This is a genomic window from Haloglomus salinum (assembly GCF_024298825.1).
Taxonomy (GTDB): Archaea; Halobacteriota; Halobacteria; order Halobacteriales; family Haloarculaceae; genus Haloglomus; species Haloglomus salinum.
Map to the genome: position 1 here is coordinate 156,744 of NZ_CP101153.1, position 16,191 is coordinate 172,934.

General features: G+C 69.6%; 16 protein-coding genes. 7 read left to right on the forward strand and 9 right to left on the reverse strand.

Annotated features, from left to right (window positions below; genetic code table 11):
* Positions 1 to 16 precede the first annotated feature (16 nt).
* Complete coding sequence (locus NL115_RS00705; RefSeq protein WP_254831318.1) at positions 17 to 541, reverse strand: hypothetical protein; 525 nt, start codon at positions 539 to 541, stop codon at positions 17 to 19.
* A gap of 96 nt (positions 542 to 637) precedes the next feature.
* On the opposite strand from NL115_RS00705, the gene NL115_RS00710 reads away from it, so the two are divergent.
* Positions 638 to 1,090 (forward strand): GNAT family N-acetyltransferase, encoded by a 453-nt coding sequence (locus NL115_RS00710; protein WP_254831319.1) that lies wholly within the window; start codon positions 638 to 640, stop codon positions 1,088 to 1,090.
* 69 nt (positions 1,091 to 1,159) lie between these two features.
* On the forward strand, positions 1,160 to 1,879 hold the full coding sequence (locus NL115_RS00715; RefSeq protein ID WP_254831320.1) for a hypothetical protein: 720 nt from the start codon (positions 1,160 to 1,162) through the stop codon (positions 1,877 to 1,879).
* A gap of 252 nt (positions 1,880 to 2,131) precedes the next feature.
* Here the strand turns inward: NL115_RS00715 and NL115_RS00720 are convergent, their stop codons facing one another.
* The 3 genes from NL115_RS00720 to NL115_RS00730 all read right to left on the reverse strand — a co-directional run bounded on the left by NL115_RS00720 (position 2,132) and on the right by NL115_RS00730 (position 5,135).
* The gene (locus NL115_RS00720) at positions 2,132 to 2,491 is read right to left on the reverse strand and encodes a helix-turn-helix transcriptional regulator (RefSeq protein WP_254831321.1); all 360 of its coding nucleotides are present in this window, start codon (positions 2,489 to 2,491) and stop codon (positions 2,132 to 2,134) included.
* Positions 2,492 to 2,578: 87 nt separating this feature from the next.
* A complete protein-coding gene (locus NL115_RS00725) occupies positions 2,579 to 3,535 on the reverse strand; it encodes an NAD-dependent epimerase/dehydratase family protein (RefSeq protein WP_254831322.1) in 957 nt (318 codons plus the stop codon).
* Positions 3,536 to 3,602: 67 nt separating this feature from the next.
* Positions 3,603 to 5,135: an aldehyde dehydrogenase family protein gene (locus NL115_RS00730; RefSeq protein WP_254831323.1), complete on the reverse strand. Its 1,533-nt coding sequence runs from the start codon at positions 5,133 to 5,135 to the stop codon at positions 3,603 to 3,605.
* Between the two features lie 267 nt (positions 5,136 to 5,402).
* Here NL115_RS00730 and NL115_RS00735 point away from each other — a divergent pair, with 267 nt between their 5' ends.
* The 3 genes from NL115_RS00735 (at position 5,403) to NL115_RS00745 (ending at position 7,663) form a co-directional block, all read left to right on the forward strand.
* Entirely contained in the window at positions 5,403 to 6,500 is a 1,098-nt protein-coding gene (locus NL115_RS00735) for an aminopeptidase (RefSeq protein WP_254831324.1), read from the forward strand.
* A gap of 99 nt (positions 6,501 to 6,599) precedes the next feature.
* Positions 6,600 to 6,989 carry a hypothetical protein gene (locus NL115_RS00740; protein ID WP_254831325.1) on the forward strand — a complete coding sequence of 130 codons (390 nt, stop codon included), beginning with the start codon at positions 6,600 to 6,602 and terminating at the stop codon, positions 6,987 to 6,989.
* 206 nt (positions 6,990 to 7,195) lie between these two features.
* Positions 7,196 to 7,663 carry a hypothetical protein gene (locus NL115_RS00745; RefSeq protein ID WP_254831326.1) on the forward strand — a complete coding sequence of 156 codons (468 nt, stop codon included), beginning with the start codon at positions 7,196 to 7,198 and terminating at the stop codon, positions 7,661 to 7,663.
* A gap of 87 nt (positions 7,664 to 7,750) precedes the next feature.
* Here the strand turns inward: NL115_RS00745 and NL115_RS00750 are convergent, their stop codons facing one another.
* Genes NL115_RS00750 through NL115_RS00760 form a run of 3 tightly spaced genes read right to left on the reverse strand, consistent with a single transcriptional unit; the run spans position 7,751 to position 10,283 of the window.
* On the reverse strand, positions 7,751 to 8,569 hold the full coding sequence (locus tag NL115_RS00750) for an ABC transporter permease subunit (RefSeq protein WP_254831327.1): 819 nt from the start codon (positions 8,567 to 8,569) through the stop codon (positions 7,751 to 7,753).
* Positions 8,566 to 9,375, reverse strand: coding sequence for an ABC transporter permease subunit (locus tag NL115_RS00755; protein WP_254831328.1), 810 nt, complete (start codon positions 9,373 to 9,375; stop codon positions 8,566 to 8,568). Before NL115_RS00755 ends, NL115_RS00750 begins: the two co-directional genes overlap by 4 nt.
* On the reverse strand, positions 9,372 to 10,283 hold the full coding sequence (locus NL115_RS00760; protein ID WP_254831329.1) for an ABC transporter ATP-binding protein: 912 nt from the start codon (positions 10,281 to 10,283) through the stop codon (positions 9,372 to 9,374). The genes NL115_RS00755 and NL115_RS00760 overlap by 4 nt, the downstream gene beginning before the upstream one ends.
* A gap of 205 nt (positions 10,284 to 10,488) precedes the next feature.
* Between NL115_RS00760 and NL115_RS00765 the strand changes: the two genes are divergently transcribed.
* Positions 10,489 to 11,634: a LolA family protein gene (locus NL115_RS00765; protein ID WP_254831330.1), complete on the forward strand. Its 1,146-nt coding sequence runs from the start codon at positions 10,489 to 10,491 to the stop codon at positions 11,632 to 11,634.
* 712 nt (positions 11,635 to 12,346) lie between these two features.
* On the opposite strand, the gene NL115_RS00770 is transcribed toward NL115_RS00765, so the two are convergent.
* A complete protein-coding gene (locus NL115_RS00770; RefSeq protein WP_254831331.1) occupies positions 12,347 to 12,796 on the reverse strand; it encodes a DUF5518 domain-containing protein in 450 nt (149 codons plus the stop codon).
* A 126-nt stretch (positions 12,797 to 12,922) separates the two neighbouring features.
* Between NL115_RS00770 and NL115_RS00775 the strand changes: the two genes are divergently transcribed.
* Positions 12,923 to 14,593, forward strand: a complete 1,671-nt coding sequence (locus NL115_RS00775; RefSeq protein WP_254831332.1) for an ATP-binding protein — start codon at positions 12,923 to 12,925, stop codon at positions 14,591 to 14,593.
* Positions 14,594 to 14,625: 32 nt separating this feature from the next.
* Here NL115_RS00775 and NL115_RS00780 read toward each other — a convergent pair whose 3' ends face one another.
* Positions 14,626 to 15,993 carry a glycosyltransferase family 2 protein gene (locus NL115_RS00780; protein ID WP_254831333.1) on the reverse strand — a complete coding sequence of 456 codons (1,368 nt, stop codon included), beginning with the start codon at positions 15,991 to 15,993 and terminating at the stop codon, positions 14,626 to 14,628.
* Positions 15,994 to 16,191 lie beyond the last annotated feature (198 nt).

Genomic DNA, 16,191 nt, shown 5'->3' on the forward strand with positions numbered 1-16,191 from the left:
ACCGACGGCGGGTCGCTCAGGCGAGGTCGGCCCCGCACGACGGACAGAAGTTCTCGGTCCCGTCGAGGCCGTTCCCGCAGTCCGGACATTCGGGCTCGGCGGGAGGTTCGGCCGCCTCGCGGACGCCCTCGGGCAGGTCCTCGGCGGGCGGTAGCGCGACCGCCTCGGCGCCCGTCTCCGGCACCGCGTCGGGGTCGACGAGGTCCGTCTCCACCAGCCGCGCGGCGACGGTCGCGACGGCGACCTCGGCGTCCGCGCGCGAGTCGGCGTCCGCGACGACCAGCTGCCCGGTGCCGAAGACGAACACCGTCGCGGGGTCGCCCTGGTAGACGACGCCGGGGAAGGCGTCGGGCTGGTAGGTCGTGGCCTCGATGCCGAGTTCCAGCGTCGCCATGTTCGTGTCGACCGCGGCGTCGAGCGCGAGCGCGTAGACCGGGTCCGTGACCTCGACCTCGGGGACGTCCGCGAGGTCGATGCTGGCCAGCCCCTGCACGTCGAGGCCGTCGAGGGCGACGAGCAGGCACGCGCGGTCGGCAGTCATACGCGTGGCTGGGAGCGGCCGGGCAAAAGGCGTGCCGCTTACTACCGACCACGCCGGGGCGAGAGGGTTTTGTCCGCCCCCATCCTGCGTGACCCCATGAGCGACCCACGCGTCGAACTGGTCACCGACGAGGACGCTCCCGACGCCGCCATCGCGGTCCGACGCGATGTGTTCGTCGAGGGGCAGGGCGTCCCCGAGGACCGCGAACTCGACGGGCGTGACGACGAGGCCACACACTTCCTCGCCCGCGACGGCGACGCCGTGGTCGGGACCGCACGCCTCCGCGAGTACGACGACAGCGAGGGGGACGGGCCACGGACCGCGAAGGTCGAGCGCGTCGCCGTCCGCGACGCCCGCCGCGGCGAGGGGTGGGGTGCCCGCATCATGGCCGCCGTCGAGGACCACGCCCGCGAACAGGGCTACGAGCGCGTCTACCTCCACGCGCAGGTCCCCGTCGTCGCGTTCTACGAGCGACTCGGCTACGAGGCCCACGGCGAGGAGTTCGAGGACGCCGGGATTCCCCACCGCGAGATGACGAAGGGATTGTAGAGACATCGCCGGGCCGACCTCCGGTCGTTCGGCGGAACGGCCATGCACCCCGTGGCCCTACCGGGCGGTATGCAGGAGTACGTCCCGGCCGACATCCACGTCCCGCCGGGTGAGGAGGGCCGGACCGACAGGTTCCGTGTCTACCGGAACCTCGGGGCGATTCCCCACGTGAACCTCTACGGGACGACGAACGAGCGGCTGTTCAGCGTCTACCGGGACGGGTACGGCGAGGAGTTGCAAGCCACCGTCGACGGCCTCAGCACGGGCGATTGCGTCGTCGCGACGATACTGGGCGACCCGGACGACCCCGACGAGGCGTGGCGACTCGTCCGGGCGATACGCGACGACACGCTCAGCACGTCGGTGGCGTTCGCACCGGGCGTCGACCCCGAGCGCCTGCCGGCGCCGGTCACCGAGGCCCCGGACCTGCGCGAGCGAGCCGCGGTGGAACCAGTCGGTCGCGTGCTGGAGCACGAGGGCCAGCCCGTGGGAGAGGTGTGGTGTCAGCCACGCGACCCGCTGCCCCACGACGCCTTCCTGCTGAACGTCCTCGTCGGGCAGGTCCCGATGGAGTCACACCTCGACGGGCTCCCGAAGATCGAGGCACTCCCGGCGGAGGTGCTGGTCCTCGACACCGCGACGCCGAGCGACACCTCCTACGACCTCCCCTTTGGCGTGTTCGTCTTCCTCACCGAGGCGGGCGAGGCGCTCGGCGACGAACTCCGCGAGCGCTACGGCCTCCCGCTGGACCGCGACGCCGACACCCGGCCGGACATCGACCCGTACTGAGGACTTGCAGGCGCACGTCGACCGTCAACCGTGGCCAGGGGGTGCCCATGACACCAGCAACAGGACCGTGCCCATGACACCGATATCGACTGCATACCGCGCGAGCGCAGCGAGCGCGGTTTCACCGGCCGGAGCGAGCGTCGCGAGCGGAGGCCGGCCTTTTTTCTGAACGTTTTTTGCGCAAGTGGTTCCGCAGGCGGGCCGGCGGAGCCGGCCCGCCGAGGAAACCCGCAGCGGAAAAAAGCTCGCGTTCTAGTACTCCTCGTACGCCAGCGTCATGATGTACTGCGAGAACTGGTCGCTGGTGGCGTCGATTTCCTCGTCACCGATGAAGGGGCTCAGCATGTCGCCGGCCATCAGCAGCGAGAAGTCCAGGTCACGGGGGTCGTGGACCGGCTCGATGTAGTAGGTGTTGTGCCCCTCGTAGACGGTCTTCTCGCGCTCGATGAGGCCCTTCTCCTCGAGCGACTCCAGGATGCGACTCCCCTTGCGCGAATCGACATCGAGTTCCTTCCAGAAGTCGCTCTGGTGGATGCCGCCGATCTGCCGGATCAGCTCCAGTCCGGCCTGCTCGTCTTCGGAGAGGTCCGCCTCTTCGTCGGCCGTACTCATCGTACGAGGCGAGGAGACGACCCCCCATAAGACTGTTCCACCGCGCGTGCGGGCCGAGCGGTCGCGTCCCTGTCCGAGGGTGTGCCCTCAGACGGACTCGTCGAGGCCGTAGACGCCCTCGTCGAGCAGTTCCCGGGTCGCCCGGCGAACCGCGTCGTCGCTGGAGCCGGGCGCCTCCCAGCCGAGGCCAGCCAGTTTCTCGACCGAGAGTCGCATCCGGGGCACGTCGCCGGTCCAGCCGCGGTCGCCGCCCGTGAACTCGTAGTCGGGGTCGAGCCCCATCTCGTCGGCCACGATGTCCGCGATGGTCTTGACCGAGGTGGTCGTGCGTGTCCCGAGGTTGTAGGTGTTGACGGGCTGGTCGGCGTGCTGGACGACGTGACACATCGCGTCCACGCAGTCGGCGACGTGGAGGTAGGACTTCTCCTGCCGGCCGTCGCCGAGAATCTCCAGCGTCGAGGGGTCGTCACGGAGTTTGCCGATGAAGTCCGGGACGACGGCACCGAGCTGGAGCCGCGGCCCCACGATGTTGGCAAAGCGGAACGACCAGACCTGGAAGTCGTGACTGTGGGCGTAGACCGAGAGGAGCGACTCCTCGGCCAGTTTCGAGGCGCCGTAGACACTGATGGGTTCCAGCGGCGCGTAGTCCTCGGGCGTCGGCCGCGGAGCCTCGCCGTACACCGTCGACGAGGAGGTGAAGGCGACGTTCCGGACGTCGACCTCGTCCATCCGCTCGATGACGCGCTGGGTCAGCGTCGTGTTGACCCGGAACTGCTCGGTGTCGTCGCGGGAGGCGTCCTTGTCGGCCGCGAAGTGGAAGACCACATCCACGTCCGGAGTGATGGCCTCGGCCACCACGTCGGGCTCGGTGAGGTCGCCCTCGACCAGTTCGGCCCCCGCCGGAACCCAGTCGGGCGAGGAGTTCGAGAAGCGGTCCGCGATACGGACATCGGCGTCGTACTCGTCGATGAGGTGTTCGGCCAGATGCGAGCCGACGAAGCCCGCGCCGCCGGTGATGCAGACCCGCGCGTTCTGGAGGTCCATTACCGGAGGCGTGGCGGTGTCCCGGCAAGTGGCTTCTGGTCGCTGGGGGCCGGCGCCCGACCCCCGTCTAGTCGTCCTCGGTCTTGATGTCCGCCGAGAGCCCCTGCGCCATCTCGATGTCCGTCGAGTTGTTCACCGTGAAGGCGGTGCGCTCGGTGACGGCCTCGATGACCTCCCGGGCGGAGGGGTAGCCGTTGCCGGACTTCTTGACGCCGCCGAACGGGAGCTGGACCTCGGCCCCGATGCACGGCAGGTTCGCGTACGCCAGCCCGAGTTCGGCGTGGTCGCGGTAGTGGTTGATCTCGCGGTAGTCCTCGGAGATGACGGCGCCGGCCAGCCCGTAGTTCGAGTCGTTCTGGATGTCGACGGCGTCGGCGATATCGCCGTCGTACTCGACCAGCGCGACGTGCGGGCCGAACACCTCCTCCTGCAGCACCCGTTTGGGGTTCTGGGGGTCGTACTCCATCTCGTAGACGAACGGGCCGACCCAGTACCCCTCGTCGGCGCCGTCCGGAATCTCCTCGCTGTCGAGGGCCTCGCGGTCGACGAGGACGGTCGCGCCCTCCTCGCGGGCGAGGTCGTTGTAGCGGCCGAACTTCTCGACCTGACTCTCGTCGACGAGCGGTCCCATGAAGGTGTCCTCCTCGAGCGGGTCGCCGACGGCCACGGACTCGGCGAGGTCGACGAACCGGCGCTTGAACTCGTCGTACACGTCCGTGTGGACGATAAGGCGCTCGCTGGAGACACAGCGCTGCCCGGTCGTCTTGAACGAACTCATCACCGCGGAGTGGACCGCGATGTCGAGGTCGGCCTCGGCGGTGACGACGATGGCGTTCTTCCCGCCCATCTCGCAGGCCGCGAGCTTCCCGGGTTCGCCGCCGACCCGGGAGGCGATCTCGTGGCCGACCTGTGCGCTCCCCGTGAACAGGACCGTGTCGACGCGGGGGTCGTCGACTATCTCGCCGCCGGCTTCGCCGAACCCCTGGACCATGTTGAACACGCCGTCCGGGGCGCCCGCGTCGGCCAGCATCTCGGCCACGACCTCGCCACACCACGGCGTCTGCTCGGCGGGTTTCCAGACGACGGTGTTGCCCTCGACCAGCGTGACCGCCATGTGCCAGAAGGGGATGGCGACCGGGAAGTTCCACGGCGTGATGCAGCCGACGACACCGCGGGGCTTGCGCCGCATCGAGGCGTCCTTGCTGGCAATCTCGCTCGGAACGACGTCGCCGTGCGGGTGCCGGGCGTTGCCCGCGGCCCACTCGACCATGTGCGCGGCCTCGACCACGTCCGCGCGGCCCTCGGATATCTCCTTGCCGCATTCGCGCGTGACAATCTCACCCAGTTCGTCCGTGCGGTCGCGCAGCTCGTGGTAGACGTCCCACAGGACCTCCGCCCGGTCGATGTAGGACATCCCGCGCCACGCCTCGGACGCCTCGTCCGCGGCCGCGAGCGCGCGGTCGACATCCGCCGGGGTGGCGACCGGGTACTCGCCGAGTGACTCGCCGGTCGCCGGGTCGATGCTCTCGAACGTCTCGTCACCCTCGCCGGCGACCCACTCGCCGTCGATGTAATGGCCGGAGGAGCTATCGTTGGCCATATCCGGCAATATCTGCGGCCACTATATAATGTTGGGCCTCGAGTGGGGGTCAGTTGGCCAGGGGGAGATGAAGACGGACTCACGTTGTCGGTTGGTTCGGCGTGGCTCCGGCTAGAACGAGGGGGTGGGAGCTCCTGGCCGTCGCTGTCCTCTACACGACCGACCAGAACGGTACACCCGCAGCACGCTGGCAGTCGGACACGGCCGTCCGACGGCCGGCGGCGCCCCGCCCGGCGGCCTTTTGTCCGGGCGCGCCGACCCCCCGGCATGGACGAGCGCGTACGCGAACACGCGAGGACGCTGGTGGACTGGAGCGCCCGCATCGAGGCGGGCGACGACGTGGTCGTGCAGGTCGGTGAGGGGGCCCACGACCTCGCGGTCGCCGTGGCCGCCGAACTCGGCGGCCGGGGGGCGAACCTGGTCACCCTCTACCGGTCCGGCGAGGTGTCCCGGGCCTACCTCCGGGCACACGACGGCGAGTTCGAGAGCGACCCCAAGTACGAGCGCTCGCTGTACGAGAACGCGGACTCGGTCCTCTCGTTGCGAGCCGACCACAACGCGACCGCGATGGCCGACGTGCCGAGCGAGCGGTCACAGGCCAGCAACCGGGCTCGCCGGGGCATCCGCGAGGCCCGGCTCGCGACCGACTGGGTGGCGACGGTCCACCCGACGCGAGCGATGGCCCAGTCGGCCGGGATGAGCTACGAGGCGTATCGCGACTTCGTCTACGACGCGATGCTTCGGGACTGGGAGGCCCTGGCCGACGAGATGGCTCAGCTGAAGACGATTCTCGACGAGGGCGACACCGTGCGGTTGCGGAAGGCCGGCGGCCCGGTCGAGACCGACCTGACGATGTCCATCGCGGGGCGGACGGCCGTCAACTCCGCCGCCTCGGTCGCGTACGACTCCCACAACCTCCCGTCGGGCGAGGTGTTCACCGCCCCCTACGACACGGCGGGCGAGGTTTTCTTCGACGTGCCACTGACGGTCGAGGGCCAGCGGGTGCGCGACGTACAGCTCTCGTTCGAGGGTGGCGAGGTGGTCGACTGGAGTGCCGAGCAGGGCGCGGGCGCCCTCGAATCGGTCCTCACCACTGACGCGGGGTCACGCCGCCTGGGCGAACTCGGCATCGGGATGAACCGCGGCATCGATCGGTTCACGGACAGCATCCTCTTCGACGAGAAGATGGCCGAGACGGTCCACCTCGCGGTCGGCCGGGCGTACGACGACTGTCTCCCGGAGGGGAAGTCGGGCAACGACTCGGCGGTCCACCTCGACCTCATCACGGACATGAGCGGGGAGTCCTCGCTCACGGTGGACGGCGAGGTGGTCCAGCGGAACGGCCGCTTCCGCTGGGAGGAGTGACGCGGGTCGCGTTCCGGGTTACGACCGCCGGCGGCCAGTGCCCTGTCACCTGATAACAACAAAGAAACAGTTTTCAGTTGTCACGGACTCCGCTCGTGTATGTCGACGAGCGATGAGGGTGGTGCCGGTGGGCCGCTCGGCCCGGTCTGTGCGTTGCGACGGACGGTCACCCGCGAGGGGGTTGCGCTCCAGCGTGACGTGGAGCAGTCGCTGCTCGAGGAGATCGAGCGAGCCGAGAACCGCTGCCGTCGTGTGCGCCTCTCCTCGCACTACGCGGCCGTCCGCGGCGTCGACCAGGTGGAGACGCTCCACCCGGACGAGGAACCGCCGACGGACCCGCTGTACGACAGTGTGGGCCGCACGTTCGAGATCCTCACCGACCTCGACGACCGCGCCCGGGAGTCGGCCATCACGACGGTCGAGACGGCTGCGACCCTCTCCGAGCGGCTGACGCGCCAGCTGTTGTCGCCTGGGCTGGACCCGAACTGACCCGACCCGAACCGACCCGAACCGAACCGAACTGGACCGGGGGTCGGGAACGCGCCGTCCTGTCTCGGCCCGCCCGGTCCTGTCGACCGATGTCGCTTTCCGTTCGTTGAATACCGATAGCATCACGTTAACAACGTTCTTCTGTCGGCTCGCTGTCCGACACGGTGGAAAGCCTTATACAATACCGTCCTGTTTTAGGAGGCTGTATGGTATCGGATGACGTGGACCGGGGTGGCCTGTTCGGGCCGGTCCTCTCGATGCAGCGCTCCCTCGTTCGTGGTGGGCTCGGCGTGCAGCGCCAGCTCGCCGAGGATGTCCTCGACGGTATCGAGAACCTCGGAGACCTCAGCCGCCGGACGCGGCTCTCCTCGCACTACGCGGCCGTTCGTGCCGTCGACCAGATCGAGGAGGCCCACCCCGACGACGACGCCGCGCTGGACACCCTCTACGACGGAGTCGGGCGGACGTTCGAGCGGCTCGCCGAGGCGGACGACCGGGCGACGAACGCCATGAGCGACGCCGTGGAGACGAGCGCCGACGTGACCGAGGAACTGGGCGAGCGCTACCTCGAGGTGAGCGAGACGACCTGCGGGCCGCTGGCCGACCAGCTCGGCGCCACGGAGTCCGGCGCCGCCCACGGCTACGGCTACGAGGGCGCCGCGGCCGACGACTGACGACCCCGCAGCCGCCGGGACGGGGCGGACCAGCCGACGGATTCTCGCAGCCACTCTCGAGCCACACGGTCCCGGAACTGGGAACGGCTACAGATCGGCCGCATCGAACCGGCGGTAGCCCAGCACGAGCGGGACCGCGAACCAGGCGACCAGGAGCAGGACACCCATCCACCAGTCCACGTAGACCGGCGTCCCGTCGCCCACGTACAGCGTCGCGAGGTCCACATCGAACCCGGCCCTGACGAGCCGTCGGTACGACTCCCCCGGCCCGAGCAGCCGGAACAGCAGCGCCCAGTCCGGCAGGTTCGACAGCACGCTGCCGTCGAACCGGTGGAGGAGCAGCATCGTCAGCGAGTGGACGCCGTCCCAGAACGTCACGAACGCGACGTAGGCACCGAACGCGCCGAGCGTGATCCGCCGGTCGATGGTCGTCGACATCGAGAGCCCGACGGCCACGCCGACGAACGCCAGCCCGTAGAGGGCGGTCGCGAGCATGAACCACGGGTACAGCGCCGCGCCCTCGGTCCCGTACCGGAACGCACCGACGACACCGGCAGCTGCGAGCGCCACGAGCGTCGGGGCCAGCAGCACGACCGAGCGGCCGACAGCCTTCCCCAGGAGGTAGTCCCACCGCGAGTGCGGGAAGGACATGGTGAGAAACAGGCTGCCGCCGGTCCGCTCGTGGATGACGGACTTGTAGCCGACGAGAATCGCGAGCACCGGCAGCGCGACGGCGAACAGCCCGGTGAGGCCGCCGAGGAACGCGGGGAACGTCCGCTCGCCGAGGTAGGAGTGGCCGACCGCGTAGCCGACCGACAGCACGGCCAGCAGGGCGAACAACACCCAGAGGCCGCGCGACCGGACCGCGTCGCGGACGTCCTTGCGGGCGATGGCCTGCCAGCTCATGCCAGATCACTCCCCTCGAACCGGCGGTAGGCGAGCCCCAGTGGCACGACCGCCCAGAGGACCAGCAGGCCCAGGGCGACCCAGCCGCCGAGGTACCACGGGCCCTCGACGGCGGTGCCGGGCGTGATGAGGCCAGTCGTGGCCCGTTCGAAGACCCGCCCCGGGGTGAGCCCGAGGACGAACTGGAGCGTACCGGGGAGCTGGCTGTCGATGATTCCGGCAGCCTCCAGGCCGAGTGCGAGGGCCTCGCTCGCCGAGCCCCACACGATCACGAACAGGAAGACCAGACCCATCCCGAGGACGAGTGCGCGGCGTCTGGTCGCCGCGGCCAGCGAGACCGCGATTCCCAGCCCGCTCCAGGCCATGCCGAACAGCGCCGCCAGGGCGAGGAAGCCGAGGAACGGCAGCGGGGCGAGTTCGCCGAACGGGTAGACGACGAGCGCCCCGGCCACCAGCAGCGAGCCGAGCAGTGCCCCGACGACGAGGCTGGCCCGGCCGACGGTCTTCCCGACCACGAGCCCCCGCCGACTGAGTGGGAGCGACAGCGACAGCCGTATCGCCCCCGACTCCCGGTCACCGACGATCGCGCCGTAACTGGTCAGCACGCCCACGAACGGGACCAGGGTGGTGAGCGCACTGACGACGAATCCGGGGAACCGGGCGGTCGTGAACGGCTCGGTCCCCGCGATGGGGTAGATGTAGCCCGCCAGCAGCACGACGGTGACCAGCGTTCCGAGCAGGAGCTTGACCGACCGTGCCCCGAGCGTCAGCGTGCCGTCCCGGCGGGCGATGTGCCGCCAGGTCATGCGCCCGCCCCCGTGTACTCGATGAACATGTCCTCGAGCGAGGCCTCCTCCGTCCGGAAGTTCACCACGTCGACGCCGGCGTCGGTGAGTTCGACGAGGATGTCCATCTTCGCGTCGTTCGTACACGTCACCTCGATGGTCGTCTCGTCGTTGGCGACCGCGGTCTCGACGCCCTCGACGGTCCGGAGCCGGCCGACCGTGCTGTCGTCGAACTCGTCGACCGTGATGATGAGCTTCGTGCCGCCGCCGATGGACTCGCGGAGCCCCTCGATGGTGTCGACCGCCACGAGCTCGCCGTCCTGCAGGATGCCGACGCGGTCACAGACCGCCTCGACCTGCTCGAGGATGTGGCTGGAGAAGAACACCGTCGCGCCGCGTTCGTTCTCCTCGCGCAGGATGCGGCGCATCTCGGCGGCGCCGTTGGGGTCCAGTCCCGTGGAGGGCTCGTCGAGGACGAGCAGGTCCGGCTCGCCGACGAGCGCCATCCCGAGGACGAGCCGCTGGGCCATCCCCTTCGAGTAGTCGCTGGCCTGCCGGTCGGCGTCCCCCAGGATGCCGACGCGGTCGAGCACCTCACCGGGGTCGCCGTCGACCCCTTTCGACTCGATGGCGTACTCGATATGCTGCCGGCCCGTGAGCCGCTCGAACACGGCGTACCCCTCCGGGAGGACGCCGACCCGGTCGCGGGCCATGACACCCTCGGTCTGGCAGTCGTGCCCGAAGATCTCGACCTGCCCCTCGGTCGGGGCGGCGAAATCGAGCAGGAGGTTGATGAACGTCGACTTCCCGGCCCCGTTGGGCCCGAGGAAGCCGAACGTCTCCCCCTCCTCGACGGTGAGGTCGACGCGGTCCAGCGCCGTCTCGGTCCCGTAGCGTTTCGACACGGCCTCCGCATCGATCGCGACCATGGACGGGGGGATGCGGAGCAGAGTGATAAGGGTCGAACCACCGTCTCCGAGACGGAGACACCCGCCACGCGTGCTGGACGGCCGGCACAACTCGCCCGTCGGGCGTCCGGGGGCGTCGGCGGTCCGGTAAATACCTTCGCTCGCGTCTCGTGGTGAGCGACCCTGGCCCCCGGTACAACACGGTCACCGTCGAACCCCCGGCTGCATGGTCCCTGACAATCCCCGTGCGACCCTGACAGCGGTCGCGGTCGGCATGCTGGTCCTCCTCTCCAGTATCGGTGCTGGAGGCGCGGCCGTCACCCAGCAGCCGCCCGCTGTCGACCGACCCGCACACGATGTACAGCTGACGCCCTCCGGCGTGAACGACTCGACGGCCACCGACGGCGACGAGGTCGTCGAGCAGCTCGAGGACCGCCTCGCGTCGCTCGACACCGCCGTGGTGACGTACGAGACCACGATGCGGTCCGACGACCGGACGACCACCAGCGAACGGAGACTGTGGATCGACCGCGAGAACAACCGCGTTCGGACCGAGGTCGAGACCAACCGGACGAACCGGATCACGGTCCGCAACGAGAGCGCGATCGTGACCTACGATGTCGAGAACAACCGAGTCAGCCGGGTCGACCGCTCCGGCGAGGCCACCCCGCAGACGTTGATCGAAACCCTCGTCAACAGCAGTGAGTTGACCTACGAGGGTCGCGATCGGATCGACGGCGAGCCGACCTACCGGCTGGACGTGGAGCCGACGGACGGGGCCGGCTCGGGTTCGTTCGACATGACGCTCTGGCTCGATCCGGAGACCTACTTCCCGACGCGGATCACCACCGTCTCGGGGAGCGGCGACAGCGAGTTCACCTCGACCATCCGGGTCCGGAACGTCACGCTGAACGAGCCGATTCCCGACGACCGGTTCACCATCGATACCCCGGAGGACGCCGACAGGCGCGACCACTCGACCCCGGACCGGACGACGTACGACTCGCTGTCGACCCTCCAGGCGGAGACCAACGGTCCGGGACCCGACCCGGACCTCCCCGACGCCTACACGTTCGAGGAGGGCGTCGTCACGGCGGGTGCGGACCACGATTCGGTCTCGCTCCGGTACGCCGCCGGTGACGAGAACCTCCACGTCGTGAAGCGGCCCGCGAGCGGGTACGACCTCGGCCAGATCGATGCCTTCCAGGAGGTCGATGTCGGGAACGACACCGCCTACTACACCGAGTACGAGTTCGACGGAGACACCACCGCGGTGGTCATGCTCCCCTGCGGGGATGTGACCTACAGCGTCTCCGGCCCCCTCTCGAAGGGCGAGAGTCTCGGGGTCGCCGAGTCGCTTGGCTGCGAGTGAGCCCCGACTGACGCCCTGCCCTGACGACCGGCCCGTGCGATGGGGCCAGACTCGTTCTTCGGAGCCGCGGCCGCTCGCCGCCTCGCTGGCCCCTGGCTGTCCAGACACCACGCTGTTCCGGACGCCGGCCGGCTACCCTCCTCTCGAACCTGGCGTCCGGCCACTCCCTCCGGTCCTCGTGTCGGCCACCGGACCGGGGTGCCGTCGCGTGAACCCGCGACCGGACGCGGGCGGCGAGTCGTCGCCGGTATGGCCGGCCGAGTGTTTCGGGCCCGGAGACACGGGCGGGGGGACTTTTCCCACCCGGCTCCAAGCAGCTATCGCCCGCGTTGCCCCTGCGGGCACCGATGGCGCCCCGTCATCGGACGGCTCCCGCCACCATCTACCCGCCCCTGCCCCCGTCCCCCCGCTTTGGCCCTCCGCCGCCCCCACCACGGCGGGCGGGCCGTGCCCTCCCCCCCTTTCGGACGTGTGCCCGACCAGTTCCGTGCCGCAGAGCGTCAGGTGTCCGCTGGTCACCGCCCACGGCTGAAGCCGTGGGTTCTCGCCTCGAGCGGTCGAGACCGGTCGAGACGGTCGGGGGAAAGCGGTCCCGACGGCTTGCTCGTCCGGAGACAGACGTCCTCCGAGAACACGGCCGTTCGGTGACCGATTCCCGTTCGCGAAGATGGTCGCTACCTCCCCCGAAGTCGGAATCGACTGGTGACCGGGCTCAGTTCCCGGCGACGGCTGTCGGGCGGTGCCCCAGCTTCGCCGCGAGCCAGCCCCCCACCTTCGCGCCGAGCACGCCGATGACGATCGAGACCAGGACGGCGAACACGATGAACGAGACCACGAGCATGCCGGTCCCGAGCATCTGGAACCACGCGGGGCCGCCGACCGAGCCGCCGAACAGGAACGTGTCGAGGGCGAGCCAGACGCCGGGCAGGCAGCCGACCAGTCCGGTACGGACGCCCACGGGCGCCGCTCGGACCTGCTCTGCCCCGACGGCGGCGAGGTAGCCAGCGACGAGTCCGCCGACGAACACCATGTTGAGCGACAGTTCGTTCGCCGTCTCCGACAGCCAGTGAACCGCCGTGAGCGGAATCGATGCGAGGCCCCCGACGAGGCCGTACCGCCACGCCGGCGTGAGCCGGGGGGCCCCAGGGTCGGTCGAGCGCATACGAGGTGGTCGACCGCGGTGGGAGAAAAGCCCGGGCGGCGTGTCTCGGAGCCCGAGACGGGGCTCGAACGTCCCGTTCAGGGCAGTTACGGGGATTTTTACCGATCGAATCGGAACACGGGACCGATGGGTCCCTCCGCCGATGCCCTCCTCCTCGCCGGCATACTCGCCGGTGCCGTCGTCTACTGGGTCGGATATCGCGTCTCCCGGCTGCCGGCACAGCCGGGACGCCGGTCGTTCATCGCGTTCACGGCGATTCTGGGTGGCGGCTGTCTCACCACCGGGCTCCTCGCCGTCGCCCCGTCGCTCCTCGGGCAGGACCCGGCACAGTCACCGTGGACGCGGTGGACGGACCTCCCACTCCTGTTCTGGTTGCTCTCGACGCTCCCGTGGTTCGTCTTCGGAATCCAGTACACGGGGACGCGGACGAGGGTGAGTCGACGGGCCATCCTCCTGATGGGCCTCCCGTACCCTCTCCTGTTCCTGCAGATCGTCGTGAGCGAGCTCTATGGGTTCGACACTACCAGTACCCTGCTCAACAGCCTCGGGTCGGCTGCGTTCGTCTACGTCATCCTGCTCGCCGCGGGCGGCGCCTACCTGCTGTTGCAGAAGAGCTACGCGTACGAGCACCTCCCGCTCGGGCAGGGGGCCGGGCTGGCCGTCACCATGATCGGAACGCTGATCGTCTGGAACGTGATCGGCATGGCCCCCGAGACGGCGACCACGACACAGGCTGCCGCGTATGCCGGCGGGAGTGGGGTCGCAGCGCTGGGCCTGGGCGCCGCACTGCTGCGGTACGACCTGTTCGAGGCGACGCCCTCCATCGGCACCCTGGGCAACCGGGCACTCACGCGGGAGACGGACGACCTGATGTTCGTCGTCGACGACGAGGGGCGCATCGTCAGGATCAACGAGACCGCCGTCGCGACCCTCGATACGGCGCGTTCGGACGCCATCGGGCGCCAGCTCTCCGAGGTGCTCGATCACGACCGTGAGACGCTGCAGCGGTCGGAGACGGTGGCCGTCCAGACGACCGATGGAACGCGCCGGTACGACCCACAGGTGACGACGGTCCGTGACCACCGTGACACCCGGCTGGGGACGATGTTGAGTCTCCGCGACGTGACCGACCGGGAACTGCGCGAACAGCGGCTCGCAGTGCTGAACCGGGTTCTCAGACACAACCTCCGCAACGAGACCGATATCCTGAAGAGCCACGCCGAGGCCCTGGAGTCGACCGGGGGCGACCACGTGGACGCAATCGTCGACTCGGCCGACGCGATCGCGGCGCTCGGGGAGCGGGCCAACCGGATCGACCGGTACGTCTCCGAGTCGCCCGACGACGCGACCGTCGATCTCGTGGCGCTCGTCGATGCCGCGCTCGAGACGGTCGACGTGGAGGACACGACCGTGTCGGTCTCGACGGACCTGCCCGCGTCGGCGACGCTCGTGACGAACCGACTGGCCCTGATGAGCGCTCTCGAGAGCACGCTCGACAACGCGGTCGCGTACGCCGACAGCACGGTCGAGGTGGCCGTCGAGCCGCGGCCGGGCGGGTACATGGTCCGGGTCACCGACGACGGGCGGGGGATTCCGGAGTGGGAGCTCGACTCCCTCGAGACCGGGACGGAGTCACCGCTCCAGCACAGCACCGGGCTCGGACTCTGGCAGCTCAAGTGGGCCGTCATGACGCTGAACGGCGCGCTCTCGTTCGATACCGGCGACGGCACGACCGTCGAGGTCGTCGTTCCGGACCGTGGGGACGACACTTCGAAGTCGGTCGCCGCCGGGAGCTGAACGGGGGCAGGTCCGGCCGCGGACACGGTGTCTCAGGCCCCCTTGGTGACGCTGTACCACTCACCGTTCCAGCTGAAGAGATACTCGACGACGGCCTTGATACCGGCCAGGCTGTACAGCGGAAGCACGGCCGGCGTCACGACGTAGCCGACGCCGAACCCGCCGAGGCGCCCCCCGCGGGTGTCGTAGGCTCGCATCGCCATCGCCGTGCCGACCAGCGTCAGGGCCGGGAGCAGCACCCAGTTCGCGACACCGTTGACGACCAGGACTGCCATCTTGGGGACCAGCGACAGCATGAACAGGTTGCCCAGGACGGAGCCGGCACAGATGACCGGTGAGACCAGCGTCCGGTAGTTCCGCGGTGCGGTACAGTCGGCCACCAGCGCGTGGAGGACCTGGGCGTAGCCGGTCATCCACCGTTTCCGCTGGCCCCACCAGTCGGTGAGGCTGTGGGCGGCCTCGATCGTGGAGGCGCAGGCGAACTGCTCGGTGACGTCGAGACCGCCCTCGTAGCACGCGAACGCGAAGGCGTAGTCCTCGGTGAGCATCTCCGGGTCGTAGCCGCCGACGGCCTCGAAGGCGGTCCGTCGCATGACGACCGTGCGGCTCGCGGCCACGGTGAAGTCCGTAACGGCCGTGAGGAGCCGCTGGCTGAGGTCGCCCAGCACCACCGACTCGTAGTAGGCGACCGTCTCGACCAGCCCGCCGGGCTCGGGAATCGTCCGCCCCTGGACGACATCACAGTCGTCCAGTTCCGCGACCGCCCGCGGCACGAACCGGGAATCGACGCGCTCGTCGGCATCGAAGACAGCCAGGTACTCACTGTCGGTCTCCTCGGCGGCGTAGTTCACGGCGCCGGCCTTGCTCCCGGGGTAGCGGGTGTTGACGAGCAGCTCGACGCGGTCGTCGGCCGCGAACTCCCGGGCCCGCCCGATGGAGGCCTCGTCGCCCGGCTCGGCGACGATGACGACCCGGAGGTCCTCGTACCGGCTCTCGAGGAGGCTCTCGACGCTCCGGTGGAGCGCCGCCGCGTCCCGGTGGACCGGGACGACCGCCGTGACGGTCGAGCCCGCGGTCCGGAGCCGGCCGACGCCGCCGGAGACGACCTGTCCGAACAGAACGACGGCCGAGAGGGCGAACAGTCCGGAGAGGCTGAGGCACGCGATGACCGCCTGCAGCACGACGACGCTGTGTCCGCCGAGCACGGCCGGCAGGGCGACGACCATCGACAGTGTGCCCTGGAGATAGCCGGTGACGAGCACGGCGACGACCACGAGGCCGAAGACCGGCACCTCGACCGCATCCCGAGGCGAGACCGGGAGCGACCGGCGGGCGAGACGTGAGACCTGCTGCAATCGGTCCCGGATACTGTGCGTGGGGTGGAGGGCAGATGGGGGCATCGCTCGTTCCGGTGGTCCCCCCGTACGCCCCTTTATCGACACGCTATCAATCGGAGACGGTGACTGGAAGCACTCTAGCTATACCGAGACCCACCGTGGCGTCCGGGGGCCGACCGCCGGAATCGCCCGATACGGCGGCTGCGGGGCCGTCGGTCCGGACGAAGGGATAGCCGCCGGGCTGTCGGCGTGGCTGGACGG